This is a genomic window from Streptomyces apricus, assembly GCF_008369065.1.
Classification (GTDB): domain Bacteria; phylum Actinomycetota; class Actinomycetes; order Streptomycetales; family Streptomycetaceae; genus Streptomyces; species Streptomyces apricus.
Genome location: NZ_VDFC01000075.1, coordinates 166,476 through 186,523 on the forward strand (window position 1 = coordinate 166,476; position 20,048 = coordinate 186,523).

Sequence of the window (20,048 nt, forward strand, 5' to 3'; positions counted from 1 at the left end):
GTTGCTCACCGTTTCCTCACGGGTGAGTCACGTTCAGATCACCCCGATGGCCCGTTTCAAACCTCTCTGTTCGAACCTTCCCGCTCGAACATCCCGGCCGGGCCCGGTCGCGTCCCGGACGAGTCCCCGGCCGGGCCCCTGCGCCTGACCCCCTACCCCTGAGCCTCCCCGCGGATCACCGCGAGCACGCCGTCCAGTTCGTCGGCCTTCACGAGGACGTCGCGCGCCTTGGACCCTTCGCTGGGCCCGACGATGTTGCGGGACTCCATGAGGTCCATCAGCCGGCCGGCCTTGGCGAAGCCGACGCGCAGCTTGCGCTGGAGCATCGAGGTCGACCCGAACTGCGTGGAGACGACCAGTTCGGCGGCCTGGCACAGCAGGTCGAGGTCGTCGCCGATGTCCTCGTCGATCTCCTTCTTCTGCTTGGTGCCCACGGTGACGTCGTCCCGGAAGACCGGCGCCATCTGGTCCTTGCAGTGCTGCACCACGGCCGCGACCTCGTCCTCGGTGACGAAGGCGCCCTGCATACGGGTGGGCTTGTTCGCGCCCATCGGCAGGAAGAGCCCGTCACCCTTGCCGATCAGCTTCTCGGCGCCGGGCTGGTCGAGGATGACGCGGCTGTCGGCGAGCGAGGAAGTGGCGAAGGCCAGCCGGGACGGCACGTTGGCCTTGATCAGGCCGGTGACGACGTCGACGGACGGCCGCTGCGTGGCGAGCACCAGGTGGATGCCGGCCGCGCGCGCGAGCTGCGTGATGCGCACGATGGCGTCCTCCACGTCCCGCGGCGCGACCATCATCAGGTCGGCGAGCTCGTCCACGATCACCAGCAGGTACGGGTACGGGGACAGCTCCCGCTCGCTGCCCTCGGGCAGCTTGACCTTGCCCTTCCTGATGGCGTCGTTGAAGTCGTCGATGTGCCGGTATCCGAAGGCCGCGAGGTCGTCGTAGCGCAGGTCCATCTCGCGCACGACCCACTGCAGCGCCTCGGCGGCCCGCTTCGGGTTGGTGATGATGGGCGTGATGAGGTGCGGGATGCCCTCGTACGCGGTCAGTTCGACGCGCTTGGGGTCGACCAGGACCATGCGTACGTCCTCGGGGGTCGCCCGGACCATCACGGAGGTGATCAGGCAGTTGATGCACGAGGACTTTCCGGAGCCGGTCGCGCCGGCCACCAGGATGTGCGGCATTTTCGCGAGGTTGGCCATCACGTAGCCGCCCTCGACGTCCTTGCCGAGCGCGACCAGCATCGGGTGCTCGTCCTCGGCGGCGGCCGCCAGGCGCAGCACGTCGCCGAGGTTGACCATCTCCCGGTCGGTGTTGGGGATCTCGATGCCGACCGCGGACTTGCCGGGGATCGGGCTGATGATCCGCACGTCCGGGCTGGCGACGGCGTACGCGATGTTCTTCGCCAGCGCCGTGATCCGCTCGACCTTCACGGCGGGGCCGAGCTCGACCTCGTAGCGCGTGACCGTCGGTCCGCGGGTGAAGCCGGTGACGGCCGCGTCGACCTTGAACTCGGTGAAGACGTTGGTGAGCGAGGCGACGATGGCGTCGTTGGCGGCGCTGCGCGTCTTGCCGGGGCCGCCGCGCTCCAGGAGGTCGAGCGACGGCAGCGCGTACGTGATGTCGCCGGAGAGCTGGAGCTGCTCGGCCCGGGCCGGAAGGTCCTGGGGGGCCTCCGGGGCGGGCTTGGTCAGGTCGGCGACCTCGGCCTTCAGGGTCTCCTGCTTGGCCTTGGTGCCCCTGGCCCGCGCGGCGGGCACCGGTGCCGGCTCCGCGTCGGGGTACGGGGCCGCGCCGTGGCCGGAGTCCTCGTGGTCGCCGCGGTCCGTGCCGACGCCCTGCGTCAGGTCGGCCACCAGCGGCGAGGGCGGCATGCCGTGCTGGACGGCTCCGTCCAGCGCCGCGGCGGCGGCCGCGGCCACGTCGACCGCGTCCATGGGCCGGTCCATCGCGGGCTGCTGCACCGCGGGGCGCCTGCGGCGGCCCCGGCGCTCGGAGAGCGCCTCCTGCTCGGCCTCGTCCGGGCCGTACTCCCCGGGGGCCGCACGGCGCCGCCGGGAGCTCGCGGGCAGCGCCTCGCGCCACTGCTCGTCGTAGCGCTCGTCGTCCTCACCGACGACGTCGTCGCTCTCACGCGGCTGCAGGACGCCGAGCCGCACACCGAGCATCCGCAGCCGGTGCGGGATCGCGTTGACGGGTGTCGCGGTGACCACCAGCAGCCCGAACACCGTGAGCAGCACGAGGAGCGGCACGGCGAGGACGTCGCCCATCGTGAACGTCAGCGGGGTCGCCGCGCCCCAGCCGATGAGCCCGCCCGCGTCCCTTATCGCCTGCATGCCGTCGCTGCGCGCGGGCGCCCCGCAGGCGATGTGGACCTGGCCGAGCACGCCGACGGCGAGCGCGGACAGGCCGATGACGATGCGCCCGTTGGCCTCTGGCTTCTCGGGGTGCCGGATGAGCCGGGCGGCGACGAACGCCAGCAGGATCGGCACCAGCAGGTCCAGGCGGCCGAAGGCGCCGGTCACGAGCATCTCGACGAGATCGCCCACGGGGCCGCGCAGGCTCGACCAGGTCCCGGCGGCGGTGATCAGCACGAGGCCGATCAGCAGCAGCGCGAGCCCGTCCTTGCGGTGCGCGGGGTCCAGTCCCCTGGCGCCCTGTCCTATGCCGCGGAACACGGCGCCGACGGCATGCGCGACACCGAGCCAGAGGGCGCGCAGGAGCCGGTAGACGCCGCCGGTCGGGCTGGGCGCCGGCCGCGGGGGCGGTGCCTTCCTGACGGCGGCCTTCTTGACGGGCGCCTTCTTCGCGGGGGCTTTATTCGCCGGGGCCCTCTTCGCCACAGCCTTCCTCGGAGCGACCGCCTTCCTGGGGGTCGGCTTCTTGGCTGCGGGCTGACGTGAGGCCATGGGTGTGAGGTTACCGGTGGAGACCACTGCGGACACGTGTGCCCACTGCTTCACCCGTTCGTGTCGCCCGTTCCTGGCTCGGAACTGAGGCCTCCGCGCCCCGAATCCCTGTGCTGAGGCAGGCTGTTGGGCGCGCAGGCGGCCGCGGAGCGCACGGAGGCCGACTGGGCCGACCGCACGACCCCGCGCCGGCCCACAGGCCGCACAGGAGCTCTTCCGGAAGCCTCAGTTCTGGGACGGGAGCGAGGCCGCCCCGCTGCCCGTGCCCGGCTCCAGCGCGTCCAGCGCGCGGCGCAGGCCGGTCAGCTTGCGTTCGAGGTGGGCCGCGGTCGCCACCGCCGCCGCGTCCGCCGCGTCGTCGTCCAGCTGCTTGGACAGCGCCTCGGCCTGCTCCTCCACGGCCGCGAGGCGCGCGGACAGTTCGGCGAGCAGTCCGGCCGGCTCCTTGGAGTCGCCGAGGGCCGCCGCCTTGCCGCCGCCCTCCAGCTGGAGGCGTAGCAGCGCCGCCTGCTCCCGCAGTTGGCAGTTCTTCATGTACAGCTCGACGAACACCGAGACCTTCGCGCGCAGCACCCACGGGTCGAACGGCTTGGAGATGTAGTCCACCGCACCCGCCGCGTACCCCCGGAAGGTGTGGTGCGGGCCGTGGTTGATCGCGGTGAGGAAGATGATCGGGATGTCCCGGGTCCGTTCTCGCCTCTTGATGTGCGCTGCGGTCTCGAAACCGTCCATGCCCGGCATCTGGACGTCCAGCAGAATGACCGCGAAGTCGTCCGTGAGCAGTGCTTTGAGCGCTTCCTCCCCGGAAGATGCCCGTACCAGTGTCTGATCGAGCGCAGAGAGGATGGCCTCCAGCGCCAGCAGATTCTCCGGCCGGTCATCGACCAGGAGGATCTTGGCCTTCTGCACCATGGCCCGCCCTCCTCGTCCCGGCAGTGCACCGGGCGCCGCCCCAGGGGACGGCCTCTGAGCGCCGTCCGTCCTTGTGCCGGTCATGGTAGCCGCACCCCGCCCGTCGCCACACCCTGTCACCGCGATGTCACTGTGCACGTAGCAGAAACGCGGTGGGGGACCAGAAGGTTCCCCGAATACCGGCTCTCCACACGGCTTCGGGCACAGTCAGTCAGCAGACCGGCGCACCGGCCCGCCGTCCGACCGTCCCGTGTGCGCGGTCGTCTCCCTGCCACTCCATCATCCTCCACCGCCCGGTCGGACCCGGGCGTCCGGTCACTTACCCCGCATCCACTCCTGCATGACCTCCAGGAGGTGATCGGGGTCGACCGGCTTCGTCACGTAGTCGGAGGCGCCCGATTCGATGGCCTTCTCCCGGTCGCCCTTCATCGCCTTGGCGGTGAGGGCGATGATCGGCAGCCCGGAGAACTGGGGCATCCTGCGGATCGCCGTCGTGGTCGCGTACCCGTCCATCTCGGGCATCATGATGTCCATCAGGACGACCGTCACGTCGTCGTGCTGCTCCAGGACCTCGATGCCCTCGCGGCCGTTCTCGGCGTACAGCACCGACAGCCCGTGCTGCTCCAGGACGCTGGTGAGCGCGAAGACGTTGCGGATGTCGTCGTCGACGATCAGCACCTTCTCGCCCTCGAAGCGGAAGGCCGCGCGCGGCCGTACGGCGACCTCCTCCTCGCCCGCGCCCCAGGCCTCCGGAGCCTGCGGCTGGGACCCCGGCAGCGCGGGCCGCCGCTCGGCCGCGGGCACCGCCCTGCGGCGCCGCCTGAAGAGCGCGGCGGTCCCGTTCTGCGTCTCCTGGTACGACTTGATCTCCGCCGGTGTCTCCACCCGCGCCCGGACCCCGTCGTCCTCGCCCGCCGGCAGCGCCCCGGCGTCCATGGGCGCGGACAGCTGCGGATAGCCCTGCGGCGGCAGCTCACTGGGGTGCAGCGGCAGGTACAGCGTGAACGTCGAGCCGCGTCCCGGCTCGCTCTGCGCGTGGATCTCGCCGCCCAGCAGACGGGCGATCTCCCGCGAGATGGACAGGCCCAGGCCCGTACCGCCGTACTTGCGGCTCGTCGTGCCGTCCGCCTGCTTGAACGCCTCGAAGATGACCCGCATCTTGCTGGCCGCGATGCCGATGCCCGTGTCGGTCACGGAGAACGCGATCAGGTCGGCGTCCGCGTCCCGCAGCGAGCCCGCCTCCAGCAGCTGCTCCCGGATGGCGACCGGCACCTCCGCGCCCGCCGGCCGGATGACCAGCTCGACCGCTCCGGTGTCGGTGAACTTCACCGCGTTGGACAGGAGGTTGCGCAGCACCTGGAGCAGCCGCTGCTCGTCGGTGTGCAGCGTGGCGGGCAGCTCAGGCGATACCCGTACGGAGAAGTCGAGGCCCTTCTCCGCCGTCAGCGGGCGGAAGGTGGCCTCCACGTAGTCGACGAGCTGCACCAGGGCGATCCGCGTCGGCGACACGTCCATCTTGCCCGCCTCGACCTTCGACAGGTCGAGGATGTCGTTGATCAGCTGGAGCAGGTCGGAGCCCGCGCCGTGGATCGTCTCGGCGAACTCGACCTGCTTGGGGGTGAGGTTGGTGTCCGCGTTGTCGGCGAGCAGCTTGGCGAGGATCAGCAGCGAGTTGAGCGGCGTCCGCAGCTCGTGGGACATGTTGGCCAGGAACTCGCTCTTGTAGCGCATGGAGACCGCGAGTTGCTCGGCGCGCTCCTCCAGGACCTGCCGCGCCTCCTCGATCTCGGTGTTCTTGACCTCGATGTCGCGGTTCTGCTGGGCCAGCAGCTCGGCCTTGTCCTCCAGCTCGGCGTTGGACTCCTGGAGGGCCTTCTGCCGGTTCTCCAGCTCCGCCGACCGCTCCCGCAGCTGCTCGGTCAGCTCCTGCGACTGCTTGAGCAGCACCTCGGTCTTGGTGTTGACCGCGATGGTGTTGACGCTCGTCGCGATCATCTCGGCGATCTGGTTGAGGAAGTCCTTCTGGATCTGCGTGAAGGAGTGGAACGACGCCAGCTCGATCACACCGAGGACGGTCGCCTCGAACAGCACCGGCAGCACGATGACGTGCGCCGGGGGCGCGTCCCCGAGCCCGGAGGCGATCTTCAGGTACCCCGGCGGCACGTTCTCCACGAGGATGGTGCGCTTCTCCTTGGCGGCCGTCCCGATCAGCGTCTCACCGGGCCGGAACGACGTCGGCATGGAGCCCATCGAGTACCCGTAGGACCCGAGCATGCGCAGCTCGTACGAGTCGTCGTGCGCGGCGCCCACGTCCTTGCCGTCGTCCAGCGGCATCGCCAGGAAGAACGCGCCGTGCTGCGCCGAGACCACCGGGGTGAGCTCGCTCATGATGAGCGAGGCCACGTCGGCGAGGTCGCGGCGGCCCTGCATCAGGCCGGAGATCCGGGCGAGGTTGCCCTTCAGCCAGTCCTGCTCCTTGTTGGCGATGGTGGTGTCGCGGAGGTTCGCGATCATCTTGTTGATGTAGTCCTGGAGCTCCTGGATCTCGCCGGAGGCGTCCACGTCGATCTTCAGGTTGAGGTCGCCGCGCGTCACGGCGGTCGCCACGCGCGCGATGGCGCGCACCTGGCGGGTGAGGTTCCCGGCCATCTCGTTCACCGACTCGGTGAGGTCGCGCCAGGTGCCGTCGACGTCACGCACGCGTGCCTGGCCGCCCAGCTGGCCCTCGGTGCCCACCTCGCGGGCCACCCGGGTGACCTCCTCGGCGAACGACGACAGCTGGTCGACCATCGTGTTGATGGTGGTCTTGAGCTCCAGGATCTCGCCGCGCGCGTCGATGTCAATCTTCTTGGTCAGGTCGCCCTTCGCGATGGCCGTGGTGACCATCGCGATGTTGCGCACCTGCCCGGTCAGGTTCGACGCCATGCCGTTCACCGACTCGGTGAGGTCCTTCCACGTGCCGGACACGCCCGGTACGCGCGCCTGGCCGCCCAGGATGCCGTCCGTGCCCACCTCGCGGGCCACCTTGGTGACCTGGTCGGCGAACGAACTCAGCGTCTTGACCATCGTGTTGAACGTGTCGGCGAGCTGCGCGACCTCGCCGCTCGCCTCGATCGTCACCGTCCTGGTCAGGTCGCCGTTGGCGACGGCCGCGGCGACCTGGGAGATGTTGCGCACCTGCATGGTCAGGTTGTTGGCCATCAGGTTGACGTTGTCGCTGAGGTCCTTCCAGATGCCCGTGACGCCCGGTACGCGTGCCTGGCCGCCCAGGATGCCCTCGGTGCCCACCTCGCGGGCCACCCGCGTCACCTGCTCGGCGAAGGCGCTGAGCTGGTCGACCATCGTGTTGACGGTGGTGACGAGTTCGAGGATCTCGCCCTTCGCGTCGACGGTGATCTTCTTCGACAGGTCGCCCTTGGCGACGGCGGTCGTGACCTCGGCGATGTTGCGCACCTGGATCGTCAGGTTGTTCGCCATGAAGTTCACGGACTGCGTGAGGTCCTTCCAGGTGCCGGAGACACCCTGCACCTCGGCCTGGCCGCCGAGGATGCCCTCCGTACCCACCTCGCGGGCCACCCGCGTGACCTGCTCGGCGAAGTTCGACAGCTGGTCCACCATCGTGTTGAGGGTGTTCTTCAGCTCCAGGATCTCGCCGCGCGCGTCCACGTCGATCTTCTGCGACAGGTCGCCGCGCGCCACCGCCGTGGCGACCTGGGCGATGTTGCGCACCTGGGCGGTGAGGTTGCCGGCCATGCCGTTCACCGAGTCCGTCAGGTCGCGCCACACCCCGGCGACGCCCGGCACCTGCGCCTGCCCGCCGAGACGGCCGTCCGTGCCCACCTCGCGGGCCACCCGGGTCACCTGCTCGGCGAAGGCGCTGAGCTGGTCGACCATCGTGTTGATGGTGTTCTTCAGCTCCAGGATCTCGCCGCGCGCGTCGACCTCGATCTTCTGCGACAGGTCGCCGCGCGCCACCGCCGTCGTCACCTGGGCGATCTGCCGCACCTGGGAGGTGAGGTTGCCCGCCATGAAGTTGACGGAGTCGGTGAGGTCCTTCCAGGTGCCGGACACGCCGTCCACCCGGGCCTGACCGCCGAGGCGGCCCTCCGTGCCCACGTCCCGCGCCATCCGCGTCACCTGGTCGGCGAAGGACGACAGCTGGTCGACCATGGTGTTCACGGTGTTCTTCAGCGCGAGCATCTCGCCGGAGACGTCCACGGTGACCTTCTGCGACAGGTCGCCGTTGGCGACCGCCGTCGTCACCTGCGCGATGTTCCTCACCTGTCCGGTCAGGTTGCGGAACGCCGTGTTGACGGAGTCGGTGAGGTCCTTCCACGTCCCCGCCGCCCCGGGCACCTGCGCCTGCCCGCCCAGCTCGCCCTCGACGCCGACCTCGCGCGCCACGCGCGTGACCTCCGCGCCGAAGCTCGACAGCTGGTCGACCATCGTGTTGACGGTGTTCTTCAGCTCCAGCATCTCGCCGGCGACCTCGACGCTGACCTTCTGCGACAGGTCACCGTTGGCGACCGCGGTGGTCACCGCGGCGATGTCCCGCACCTGGGTGGTGAGGTTGCGGAAGACGGTGTTCACCGAGTCGGTGAGGTCCTTCCACGTCCCCGCCGCGCCCGGCACGTTCGCCTGCCCGCCCAGGCGCCCCTCGCCGCCGACCTCGTTGGCGACGCGGGTGACCTCGTCCGCGAACGTCCGCAGCGTCTCGGTCATCTGGTTGATCGTCTCGGCGAGCTGCGCGACCTCGCCGCGCGCGGAGACGGTCACCTTCTGCGACAGGTCGCCGCTGGCGACGGCGGTGGTGACCTGGGCGATGCCCCGCACCTGCGCCGTCAGGTTGCCGGCCATCAGGTTCACCGAGTCGGTGAGGTCCTTCCACACCCCGGCCACCCCGGGCACCTGCGCCTGCCCGCCCAGCTCGCCCTCGGTGCCCACCTCGCGCGCCACCCGCGTCACCTCGGAGGAGAACGAGGAGAGCTGGTCCACCATCGTGTTGACGGTGTTCTTCAGCTCCAGCATCTCGCCGGCCACGTGAACCGTGACCTTCCGGGACAGATCACCCTTGGCGACCGCCGTCGTCACCAGCGCGATGTCCCGCACCTGCGCCGTCAGCCGGTACGCCATCGTGTTGACCGAGTCCGTGAGGTCCTTCCACGAACCGGACATGCCGCGCACCCGGGCCTGCCCGCCCAGCTTGCCCTCGGTGCCGACCTCGCTGGCCACCCGCGTGACCTCGTCGGTGAACGTGGACAGCTGGTCGACCAGGTTGTTGACCGTGCGCCCGACCTTCAGGAACTCGCCGCGCAGCGGATGCCCGTTGCCGTCCGCCGCCTGCGCCCGCAGCTCCATGCGCGGCGACAGGTCGCCCTCCGCCACCGCGGACAGCACCCGGCCGACCTCGGAGACGGGCCGTACGAGATCGTCCACGAGCGCGTTGGACGCGTCGATCGCCGCGGCCCAGGAACCCTCGCAGGCGCCCGTCTCCAGCCGCTCCGTGAGCTTTCCCTCACGCCCGACCATCCGCCGCACCCGCGACAGCTCACCGGTCAGCTGGAGGTTCCGGTCGCCCACCTCGTTGAAGACCGCCGCGATCTCGGACATCACGCCGTCGCCCGAGACGGTGAGCCGCCTGCGGAAGTTGCCGTCCCGCATCGCCACCAGGGCCGCCAGCAGCTTGTTCAGGGCCGCCGTGTCCACCTCCGTGGTGCCACCGCGTGGTGCGCTCCGGCTACTCAGGGACCGTCCGCCTTTCGCGCGCGCCTCATTGCCCCGCGTCGCTGCGCCAGACTCCACTGTGTCCCTCCCGCAAGGGTCGACCATTTACCGCTCGGCGTACTCGGGTACTACTTGCCCGCTACCACTGCTCCACGACCGGAAGCCGCTCGGCCTGCCCGGACCTTTCCCCGGAAGCCTGCCCAGTGTTTCACCATGGTTGAACCAGGCCATAACAGTTCGGCAGCTTCGCACACGGTCCGCACACCCACGGACGTGAACACTGGCAACCGGCATCCGCGCGGACGGAGAAGGTAAGTAACCTTGCATGCGGCTGTCCAGCCGCGCCGGTCCTTCCGGCCTGGGCGGTGGCACCAGCACGAGCGGGCAGGCATCGGAGGGCACCGCACCATGACCACCGGACTGCATCCCGGGGAAGCACCCCGGGATCCCCGGCCGACCGAGAACCAGCTCCTGCCCAGGCAGGGCCGGGTCGGTCCCGAGGCCGTGCCCGCCGACGACCGGACGAGGAGTTCTGTGATCACCGCGCGCGCGGCCGCCAGCTTCGACCCTGTCGGGCGGTCCGTCGCGACCGCCCGCTCCTTCGTCCGCGACACCCTCCAGGGCTGGGGCTTCGCGGACATCGTCGACGACGCCGTGGTCCTCACCAGCGAACTCGTCACCAACGCGGTGGTCCACGCCGGCACGTCCGCGGACGTCCTGTGCCTGCGCAGCGAGGACGGCGTACGGATCGAGGTCGGCGACCGCTACCCGGAACGTGAGATTCCGCTCCAGAGCGGCACCGTCAACATGGGCAACCCCGACCGCGAGGGCGGCCGCGGCCTCCAGCTCTGCGCCGCCCTGGCCGACCGCTGGGGCGTCGACTACGCGCCCACCCACAAACAGGTCTGGTTCCAGCTCGACCTCCCCGAACGCGCGGTGGGCACCCGCACGGCCGGCCCCTCGCTCCCCGCCCACCTGCTCCCGCTGGCCGACGGCCGCGTCCGCGTGGCGGTCGTCCAGATCGACCGCGTCGGCGCGATCAACGCCTGGAACGAGGACGCCGAGGAACTCTTCGGCTACGCGGCCGAACAGGTCATCGGCAAGCCCCTGACCGACCTCGCGGCCTGGCCGCACACCCCCGGCACCAGCACCGGCATCGTCGACGCCCTCAAGCTCTCCCGCTGGGAAGGCAGTTACGGCCTGCGCGGCGCCAACGGCCGCGTCACCCCGGTCTACGCCTCCCACCTGCGCGTACGCGACACCGACGGCGAACCCTCCACGGTCTGCCTCCTGGTGCGCGACCACGAACGGGCGGTCCTGCAGACCCCGTTGCGCGTCTCGGCCACCGACACGACCACCAGCTCCGAGGGCCACGCCTCGGACCCCTTCGAGGTCTTCATCGGCTCACCGGCCCCCGACGACCTCGACGGCCTCCTGCAGCGCACGGTGGAACGCGCCCGCGACATGCTCGACGGCGACTCCGCCTTCCTGCTCCTCGCGACAGACGACGAGACGGAGCTGGAGGTCCGCGCCTCCACCGGCCTGCCCTCCGCCCGCCAGCGCTTCGCCCGCGTCCCCGTGGAGGCCGGCACGGGCCGCTACGGCTCCGCCCGCATGCCGGCCGTCCACGAGGACCTCACGGCCGTCCCGGGCGCCGTCCCGCTCCTCAACGGCACCGGCATGCGCTCCGTCGTCACGGTCCCCCTCAAGGTCGAGGGCCGGCTCACCGGCTCGCTCGGCGTGGCGGCCGAGGCCTCGGGCCGCTACTCCAACGAGGAGGCCCTGCGCCTCCAGTTCGCCGCCGACCGCATCGCCCTCGCCGTGGAGTCGGCGCGCCTGGGCGAGCTGGAACGCCTGCGCCGCGGCTCGCTGTCCTTCCTCGTCGAGGCCTCCGACCTCCTCGCGGGCACACTGGACCGCGACCAGACACTGGCCCTGATGGCCCAGATGACGGTCCCGACCCTGGCCACCTGGTGCGCCGTCTACACGATCGCCGACCAGGCCTCGGACCCCTACCTCTCGTACGTCCTGCACGAGGACGAGGACCGCATCGACGGCCTCAAGGCCCTCCTGTCGAAGATCGACCCCCCGGACCCCGTCCCCACACCGGGCGCCCGCGTGTGGGCCGCGCCCTCGGAGGCCGCGCACACGGCCGCCCTGCGCACCTCCATGCGCAGCCTCGGCCTCGGCGAGCCCGCCTCGGTCAGCTCCGGCATCGGCACGACGCTGGCGACGGCCGGCGCGGTCGGCGGCGAGACGGTCGTCCTGCCCCTGGTGGCCCGCAACCGCGTCATCGGCATGCTGACGCTCGGCAAGCCGACGGACGAACACTTCCGCCAGGAGATCCTGGAACTGGCCGAGGACCTGAGCCGCCGGGCCGCCCTCGCCCTGGACAACGCCCGCCTGTACTCCGAGCGCACGGCCATCAGCCAGTCCCTCCAGCGCAGCCTGCTCCCCCCGGAGCTGCCCCACATCGAGGGCGTGGAGGTCGAGGTCATCTACCGCGCGGCGGGCGAGGGCAACGAGGTCGGCGGCGACTTCTACGACCTCTTCCCCATCCGCGACGGCGCCTACGGCTTCGCCATCGGAGACGTCTGCGGTACGGGACCGGAGGCGGCCGCGGTCACCGGCCTCGCCCGGCACGCACTGCGCCTGCTGGCCCGCGAGGGCTACGGCGGCCCGGCCGTCCTGGACCGCCTGAACTCCGCGATCCTCGACGAGGGCGCCCGCAGCCGCTTCCTCACCCTCCTGTACGGGGAGCTGTGGCCCCAGGAGGACGGCTCGGCCCTGCTGAAGGTGGTCTGCGCCGGCCACCCGCTCCCCTTGCGCCTGCGTCAGGACGGCACGGTGGAACCGGCCGCCGAACCGCAGCCGCTCCTCGGCGTCATGGACGACCTGGAGCTGTACGAGCAGGAGGTGACGCTCGATCCCGGAGACGTCCTGCTGTGCGTGACGGACGGCGTCACCGAACGCCGCGAGGGCACCCGCATGCTGGGCGACGACGGCCTTGCGGACGTCCTGACCACCTGTACGGGCCTGACCGCCGGTGCGGTGGCCGCCCGCATCATGCGCGCGGTCGAACGCTTCGCGAGCGACGCCCCGTCCGACGACATGGCCATTCTGGCGATGCGCGTCCCGGGCCTGCAGAAGGACTGAGAACACCCGTCCCGGGGCCGGTGGGCCCCGGGACACGCAAAAGGCCCCCGCCCACAAGGGCGGAGGCCTTTTCTCTTCTTGAGCCCCCAAACGGAATCGAACCGTTGACCTTCTCCTTACCATGGAGACGCTCTACCGACTGAGCTATAGGGGCCTGTTGCTTTCGAGGTCTCCCTCCCGGCAACGGAATGAAGCATACCCCGAACGCCGGTGTGCTCCCAACTGCGTTCGACAGCCCCGACCGCCTCAGAAGGCAGGCTGGAGCAGTCCGCCGAGGGCGTTGCAGGCGGACACGATCCGCTGCATCTCACGCTTCGTCAGCGCGGCGCCGACGGGCAGCGCCAGCGTCTCGTCGGCGGCCCGCTCGGTCTGCGGCAGACAGACGTCCCGCCGGAACGCCGGTATCCGGTGCACGGGCGTCTTCACCGGCACCCGGCACTCGACACCCTTGGCCCGCACTGCGCGCGCGAAGGCGTCGCGGTCCGGCCGCCCGTTCCCCGGCACCCGCACGACGTACTGCTGGTACGTGTGGCCCGCGCCCCGCTCCGGTGTCCGCACTCCCCGCAGCCGTCCGTCGAGGTAGGCCGCGTGCGCCCGGCGCTGGGCGAGCTCCGCGTACGGCGCCTCTGACTCCCCCTGTTCGAGCACGAGCAGCCCGCGCCGCCGGCCGATGTCCCACAGCCGCGGCATGTCGGCGAGCCGCCCGAAGCGGTGGACGGCCACCAGCGCGGCCGTCCGCGGTCCGACAGCGGCCTCCACCTCGGCGGGGTCGAGGCAGTACGTCGCCGGGTCGATGTCGACGAAGACCGGCAGCGCGCCGGCCTCGATCACGGCCTCGGCCACCTCGGCGTCCCCGAAGGCGGGCACGACGACCTTGTCACCGGCGCCGACACCCGCGGCCCTGAGCATTGCAGCAGTACTCATGCCGCTGATGCTGGTCGCGGAACGTGAACTCCAAGTGACGCACAACAAAAAAGAGCGGGTCCCCTAACCGAAGTTAGGGAACCCGCTCTTTCAATATTTGTTCGGCGGCGTCCTACTCTCCCACAGGGTCCCCCCTGCAGTACCATCGGCGCTGTGAGGCTTAGCTTCCGGGTTCGGAATGTAACCGGGCGTTTCCCTCACGCTATGACCACCGAAACACTATGAAACAGACAAACCGGAGCCGTGACCTGGCTACAACGGTTGTTCGTGGTTTCAGAACCAACACAGTGGACGCGAGCAACTGAGGACAAGCCCTCGGCCTATTAGTACCGGTCAGCGTAGGAGTGTTATCCGGTATTAGACCCCGTTTCCAGGGCTTGTCCCAGAGTGAAGGGCAGATTGCCCACGTGTTACTCACCCGTTCGCCACTAATCCCCACCGAAGTGGTTCATCGTTCGACTTGCATGTGTTAAGCACGCCGCCAGCGTTCGTCCTGAGCCAGGATCAAACTCTCCGTGAATGTTTACCCGTAATCGGGTGTCACATCACGAGAGCGGAACAGTCYACCGGAATAAGGAAGACTGTTCACAGCGTCCTCGCTGATGCGCCTACCGAACTTGCGCCCGGCAGGACTTTTTCAAAGGAACCTCCACCCACCACCATGCGGTGATGGACGGGGTATCAACATATCTGGCGTTGATTTTTGGCACGCTGTTGAGTTCTCAAGGAACGGACGCTTCCTTCGTACTCACCCTCTCGGGCTTTCCTCCGGGCTTTTCCCTTCGGTCTTGCTGTCTTGCGTCTCCGACTCTATCAGACCGTTTCCGGTTCCGATTTCCTCGGTGCTTTCCAGGTTTCCGCTTTCGCGTTTCCCTTTCCGGCGATTCCGACTTTATCAGAGACTCTGAGTCGGATTCCCCGCCCCTCCCGGGGTGGTCCGGACACGTGATCGGTCCGGGTTCCCGTTCTGGCGGAGCCGTAAACGTACTGGAGCGGAGCGCCCCGATGCAAATCGAGGTGCTCCGCTCCGGGTTCTCGTGTACGGGAGGCTCAAACCTCCACGACGACCGGCAGGATCATCGGTCGCCGGCGGTAGGTGTCCGAGACCCACTTGCCCAGCGTGCGGCGGATGAGCTGCTGCATCTGGTGGGCTTCGACGACACCGTCCTGGGCCGAGCGTTCCAGGACCTCGACCACCTTCGGCAGGACGGCGTTGAAGGCGGAGTCCTCGATGCCCGAGCCGCGGGCCTGGATGTGCGGGCCCCCGGTGATCTTGCCCGTGCTGGTGTCCAGCACCACGAAGACCGAGATGATGCCCTCGTCACCGAGGATCTTGCGGTCCTTGAGCGTGGGCTCGCCGACGTCGCCGACCGAGAGGCCGTCGACGTACACGTACCCGGCCTGGACCTTGCCGGAGATCTTGGCCTTGCCCCCGACGAGGTCGACGACCACGCCGTCCTCGGCGATCACGATGCGGTCGTGCGGGACGCCGGTCAGGGCGCCCAGCTCGGCGTTGGCGCGCAGGTGGCGCCATTCGCCGTGGACCGGCATCAGGTTCCGCGGCTTGCAGATGTTGTAGAAGTACAGGAGCTCGCCGGCCGAGGCGTGGCCCGAGACGTGCACCTTGGCGTTGCCCTTGTGGACGACGTTGGCGCCCCAGCGGGTCAGGCCGTTGATGACGCGGTAGACCGCGTTCTCGTTGCCCGGGATGAGGGACGACGCCAGGATGACCGTGTCGCCCTGGACGATGCGGATCTGGTGGTCCCGGTTGGCCATCCGCGACAGGGCCGCCATCGGCTCGCCCTGGGAGCCGGTGCAGACGAGGACGATCTCGTGTTCCGGGAGGTCGTCCAGGGTCTTGACGTCCACCACCAGGCCCGGCGGGACCTTCAGATAGCCGAGGTCGCGGGCGATGCCCATGTTGCGGACCATCGAGCGGCCGACGAAGGCGACCCGGCGGCCGTACTCGTGGGCGGCGTCGAGGATCTGCTGGATGCGGTGCACGTGGCTGGCGAAGCTGGCCACGATGATGCGCTTGCTGGCGCTGGCGAAGACCTGCCGCAGCACGTTCGAGATGTCGCGCTCGGGCGGGACGAAGCCCGGGACCTCGGCGTTCGTCGAGTCCGAGAGGAGGAGGTCGATGCCCTCCTCGCTCAGTCGCGCGAAGGCGTGCAGGTCGGTCAGGCGGCCGTCCAGCGGGAGCTGGTCCATCTTGAAGTCGCCGGTGTGGACCACCATGCCCGCGGGGGTGCGGATGGCGACCGCGAGGGCGTCCGGGATGGAGTGGTTGACCGCCACGAACTCGCAGTCGAAGGGGCCGACGCGCTCGCGGTGACCCTCCGCGACCTCAAGGGTGTACGGGCGGATGCGGTGCTCCTGGAGCTTCGCCTCGATGAGGGCGAGGGTCAGCTTGGAGCCGATGAGCGGGATGTCCGGCTTCTCCTTGAGGAGGAAGGGGACGCCGCCGATGTGGTCCTCGTGGCCGTGCGTGAGGACGATGCCCTCGATGTCGTCGAGGCGGTCCCTGATCGAGCTGAAGTCCGGCAGGATCAGGTCGATGCCGGGCTGCTCCTCCTCGGGGAAGAGCACGCCGCAGTCGACGACGAGCAGACGGCCGTCGTACTCGAAGACCGTCATGTTTCGGCCGATCTCGCCGAGGCCACCGAGTGGGGTGACCCGCAGGCCGCCCTGGGGCAGCTTCGGCGGAAGGCGGAGTTCAGGATGCGGATGACTCAAAAGACTCTCCTCACCACACGCGCCACGTACCTGGTAGGGCACGTGGCGCGCATGACGTTCGTGCAGTAGCAGTTGTCAGGTGCAGCGGGCCCTCGGCCCGCTGGATCGTGCGTATTCAGTTGTGAAGTCTGTGTTCAGAGCTGTACCCCGCCGGCGGCAAGATCGATCTTGAGCTGCGTGGTCTCCTCGGGTGACAGGCCGACCATGGGCAGGCGCAGCGGTCCGGCGGGCAGGCCCTGGAGGGCGAGCGCGGCCTTCGTCGTCATGACGCCCTGGGTGCGGAACATGCCGGTGAAGACGGGGAGCAGCTTCTGGTGGATCTCGGTGGCCTTCTGGACGTCGCCGCCCGCGTACGCGTCGATCATGGTCCGGAGCTCGGGGGTGACCACGTGGCCGACCACCGAGACGAAGCCGACCGCGCCCACGGACAGGAGCGGCAGGTTCAGCATGTCGTCGCCCGAGTACCAGGCGAGGCCGGAGCTCGCGATGGCCCAGCTGGCGCGGCCGAGGTCGCCCTTGGCGTCCTTGTTGGCGACGATCCGCGGGTGCTCGGCGAGGCGTACCAGGGTCTCGGTGTTGATCGGGACGCCGCTGCGGCCGGGGATGTCGTAGAGCATGACCGGCAGGCCGGTGGCGTCGGCGATCGTCGTGAAGTGCTGGTACAGGCCCTCCTGGGAGGGCTTGTTGTAGTAAGGCGTCACGGTGAGCAGGCCGTGCGCGCCGGCCTGCTCGGCGCTCCGGGCCAGCTCGATGCTGTGGCGCGTGTCGTTCGTGCCGACGCCGGCGACGACGTGGGCGCGGTCGCCGACGGCCTCCGCCACGGCTCGTACGAGATCCGCTTTCTCCGCGTTGCTGGTGGTCGGGGACTCGCCCGTGGTGCCGTTGACGATCAGACCGTCGTTGCCTGCGTCCACCAGGTGGGTGGCTAGCCGCTGCGCGCCGTCGAGGTCGAGTGCGCCGTCCGCCGCGAAGGGCGTGACCATGGCGGTGAGGACCCGCCCGAAGGGGGTCTGCGGAGTGGAGGTCGGAGCCATGGGTAACACGCTACTCGCTGCTCACCGTGCGGTCTGCCCTAGGGGCGGGCGACAAGTCGGGACAAAGATGGAGCCCGGCACTGCCTGCTCGGGGGTTCAAGCAGCGCCGGGTCCCTTTGATCAGGCTAGATGAACTTCTCTAAATGCCGCAATACGGACACTTCACTCGGTCGACCGCACAGATGTGCCCGCCGGGCCCGCGCGGGGCGCCCGGAGTGCGTCAGGGCGCCATGCGCCCGTTGGCGTTGAAGGCGGCGTACGTCAGCGGCATGAGCTCGGCCCACTGCGCCTCCATCTTCTCGCCGACCATCTCGATCTCCCGCTGCGGGAAGGACGGGACCTTCGCCTGCTCGTGCTGGGTGCGCAGGCCGAGGAAGTGCATCAGCGAGCGGGCGTTGCACGTGGCGTACATCGAGGAGAACAGGCCCACCGGGAGGACGGCGCGGGCCACCTCGCGGGCGACGCCGGCGGCGAGCATCTCCTGGTACGCCTCGTACGCGTGGCGGTACGAGTCCTCCATGACGCGGCCCGTGAGCTCCTGCTGGGCCGGCGTGCCCTCCACGAAGACGTACTTGCCGGGGCGGCCCTCCTGGACCAGCTTGCGGGACTCCCCGGGCACGTAGAAGACCGGCTCCAGCTCCCTGTACCGGCCCGACTCCTCGTTGTACGACCAGCCCACGCGGTGGCGCATGAACTCGCGGAAGACGAAGATCGGCGCACTGATGAGGAAGGTCATCGAGTTGTGCTCGAAGGGGCTGCCGTGCCGGTCCCGCATCAGGTAGTTGATCAGGCCCTTCGAGCGCTCCGGGTCCTTCTGGAGCTCGCCCAGGGACTGCTCGCCGAGGGTCGAGACCCGCGCGGCGAACAGCACGTCGGTGTCGGAAGCGGTGTGCTTGACGAGCTCGACGGTGACATCGCTGCGGAAGCTGGGCTTGAGGTCGGCGGCGGGGGTGTCGGTCACGGTGTGGAGGGTCCTTCCCAGTACTGGCTCGGGCGGCGACCACTCTACGGGCCGGCACCGACAAGACGGCGTTCGCTGCCGTGCCGTGGCATTCGCCCGCGAACTTCTGTGAATCAGGTGAAACAGGGCACCCTTCGGGGCATTCGCTCGTCTGTATACGTGACAGTGATCCGTTCGAATCCGCAGAGGATTCGCGTCCCCGGAGGAGAAGCGCACCCCATGTTCCGTCGGCGTGAGCCCGTTCCGTTCGCCTTCGTCGCCGAAGCCGACAGGTTCCGCAGCAACGTCACGCCCCCGCCGCCCCCGCGCGCCTCCGTCGGGGAGCTGGCCGGGCGGTGGCTCCTGGGGCTGACCGTCGTCGCGGGTCTGGTGGGCGCCCTGGTCGTCGGCGGGCCCGCCCTGACGACCGACACCTCGCCCTCGCGCACGCAGCAGTCGGACGCCTCTCAGGGCCGCTGACCGCCCGGTCGGCACGCCTCCCCCATGGGCCCGGTGGCCTGCACGGCACCCCCATGGCCCCCCGTGGGTGGTGGGCGGAGATCCGTCTCGGTAGCCTCACCGGGCACAGCCCATGCGTGGATTGAGTGAGGATCAGCCGTGCCCCTGCCCTTTCTGACCGCCGATCGCGCTTTCGACGAGCCGGGCGAGGACCTCGCGCTGCCGTTCGACGACCGCGACCGGTGGCGGCGTCCCTACCGGCCCGGCCCGTGGCGGGTGGGCGCGGCCGCGCTCCTGCTGCTGCTGGCCTCGTACCTGCTGTTCGCGGCGGTCATCATCGTGGCGGCGGGCAACGCGTCGGGGGGCGGGGCCTGCCTGGTGCTCGCCGTGGTGGTCATCGCCTGCGCGCTGCGCCTGCTGCGGATGGGCACCTGGGTGAGCGCCTCCGGGCTGCGCCTGGTGCGGTTCTTCACCACGAACACCACGCCGTGGACGTACGTCATGTTCGTGCGGACCGTGCAGCAGCCGGTGCGCTGGCTCGGGCTGCCGCGGACCGTGCAGGGGCAGGCGCTCGTCCTCCAGCGCGGCGGTCACTCCGGTGAGGAGCCGACGCCCCTGCTGACCACGCACAGCGCCGACTTCCTGGGCCGTTCCGAGGCCTTCGACCGGGCCGCGGACGCCGTCGAGGTGTGGGCGGACGAGTACCGGCAGCGCGCCTGACCAGCCAGCGGTACGACGGAGGGGTCCCGCCACACCAGGTGTGGCGGGACCCCTCCGTCGTACGGCCGGCCCCTCAGGTGCGTACGGGCTTGCCGTCGTGCAGGGCGATCGCGTGCTGCATCGCCTTGCGGGCGCGCGGGGTGTCGCGGGCGTCGTGGTAGGCGACGGCGAGGCGGAACCAGCTGCGCCAGTCGTCGGGGGCGTCCTCCGTCTCGGCCTTGCGGCGGGCGAACACCTCGTCGGCCGAATCGCGGTCGATGCGGCCGGACGGGGTGCGCCTGAGCTGGTCGACGGGCAGCCCGCCCTCGGCGTCGAGTTCGGTGGCCAGCCGGTTGGCCTGCTGGACGAACCGGGTGTTCTTCCAGAGGAACCAGACGCCGATCGCCGGCAGGACGAGGACGGCGACGCCGAAGGTGACGGTGAGCAGCGTGCCGTGCTGGATCAGCATCACCCCGCGGCTGCCGACCAGGACGAAGTAGACCACCAGGACGGCGGCCGTGACGGCGTACGTGAGCTTCGCGGTCATGGCGG

General features: G+C 69.9%; 11 protein-coding genes, 1 tRNA gene and 1 rRNA gene. 3 read left to right on the forward strand and 10 right to left on the reverse strand.

What is annotated here, in order from left to right; all coding sequences use genetic code 11:
• Positions 1-152: 152 nt before the first annotated feature.
• The 3 genes from FGF04_RS34385 to FGF04_RS34395 all read right to left on the reverse strand — a co-directional run bounded on the left by FGF04_RS34385 (position 153) and on the right by FGF04_RS34395 (position 9,626).
• The gene (locus tag FGF04_RS34385) at positions 153-2,912 is read right to left on the reverse strand and encodes a DNA translocase FtsK (protein WP_149515312.1); all 2,760 of its coding nucleotides are present in this window, start codon (positions 2,910-2,912) and stop codon (positions 153-155) included.
• Between the two features lie 225 nt (positions 2,913-3,137).
• Positions 3,138-3,824, reverse strand: coding sequence for a response regulator (locus FGF04_RS34390; protein ID WP_149515313.1), 687 nt, complete (start codon positions 3,822-3,824; stop codon positions 3,138-3,140).
• A 315-nt stretch (positions 3,825-4,139) separates the two neighbouring features.
• Positions 4,140-9,626, reverse strand: a complete 5,487-nt coding sequence (locus FGF04_RS34395) for a HAMP domain-containing protein (protein ID WP_149515314.1) — start codon at positions 9,624-9,626, stop codon at positions 4,140-4,142.
• Positions 9,627-9,956: 330 nt separating this feature from the next.
• Between FGF04_RS34395 and FGF04_RS34405 the strand changes: the two genes are divergently transcribed.
• Positions 9,957-12,704 (forward strand): SpoIIE family protein phosphatase, encoded by a 2,748-nt coding sequence (locus FGF04_RS34405; RefSeq protein WP_149515315.1) that lies wholly within the window; start codon positions 9,957-9,959, stop codon positions 12,702-12,704.
• 81 nt (positions 12,705-12,785) lie between these two features.
• Here FGF04_RS34405 and FGF04_RS34410 read toward each other — a convergent pair.
• The 6 genes from FGF04_RS34410 to thyX form a co-directional block, all read right to left on the reverse strand.
• Positions 12,786-12,858, reverse strand: a tRNA-Thr gene (locus tag FGF04_RS34410).
• Between the two features lie 92 nt (positions 12,859-12,950).
• Positions 12,951-13,613, reverse strand: a complete 663-nt coding sequence (locus FGF04_RS34415; protein WP_149515452.1) for a DegT/DnrJ/EryC1/StrS family aminotransferase — start codon at positions 13,611-13,613, stop codon at positions 12,951-12,953.
• A gap of 114 nt (positions 13,614-13,727) precedes the next feature.
• Positions 13,728-13,844, reverse strand: a 5S ribosomal RNA gene (gene rrf / locus FGF04_RS34420).
• An 834-nt stretch (positions 13,845-14,678) separates the two neighbouring features.
• Positions 14,679-16,364 carry a ribonuclease J gene (locus tag FGF04_RS34430; RefSeq protein ID WP_149515316.1) on the reverse strand — a complete coding sequence of 562 codons (1,686 nt, stop codon included), beginning with the start codon at positions 16,362-16,364 and terminating at the stop codon, positions 14,679-14,681.
• A gap of 134 nt (positions 16,365-16,498) precedes the next feature.
• Positions 16,499-17,398 (reverse strand): 4-hydroxy-tetrahydrodipicolinate synthase, encoded by a 900-nt coding sequence (gene dapA / locus FGF04_RS34435; RefSeq protein ID WP_149515317.1) that lies wholly within the window; start codon positions 17,396-17,398, stop codon positions 16,499-16,501.
• A 220-nt stretch (positions 17,399-17,618) separates the two neighbouring features.
• Positions 17,619-18,359 (reverse strand): FAD-dependent thymidylate synthase, encoded by a 741-nt coding sequence (gene thyX, locus FGF04_RS34440; protein ID WP_149515318.1) that lies wholly within the window; start codon positions 18,357-18,359, stop codon positions 17,619-17,621.
• A gap of 219 nt (positions 18,360-18,578) precedes the next feature.
• On the opposite strand from thyX, the gene FGF04_RS34445 reads away from it, so the two are divergent.
• Both FGF04_RS34445 and FGF04_RS34450 read left to right on the forward strand, forming a co-directional pair.
• Complete coding sequence (locus FGF04_RS34445) at positions 18,579-18,818, forward strand: hypothetical protein (RefSeq protein WP_149515319.1); 240 nt, start codon at positions 18,579-18,581, stop codon at positions 18,816-18,818.
• A gap of 138 nt (positions 18,819-18,956) precedes the next feature.
• The gene (locus FGF04_RS34450) at positions 18,957-19,517 is read left to right on the forward strand and encodes a hypothetical protein (RefSeq protein ID WP_149515320.1); all 561 of its coding nucleotides are present in this window, start codon (positions 18,957-18,959) and stop codon (positions 19,515-19,517) included.
• A 73-nt stretch (positions 19,518-19,590) separates the two neighbouring features.
• Here FGF04_RS34450 and FGF04_RS34455 read toward each other — a convergent pair whose 3' ends face one another.
• A complete protein-coding gene (locus FGF04_RS34455) occupies positions 19,591-20,043 on the reverse strand; it encodes a tetratricopeptide repeat protein (RefSeq protein WP_149515321.1) in 453 nt (150 codons plus the stop codon).
• Positions 20,044-20,048: the final 5 nt, after the last annotated feature.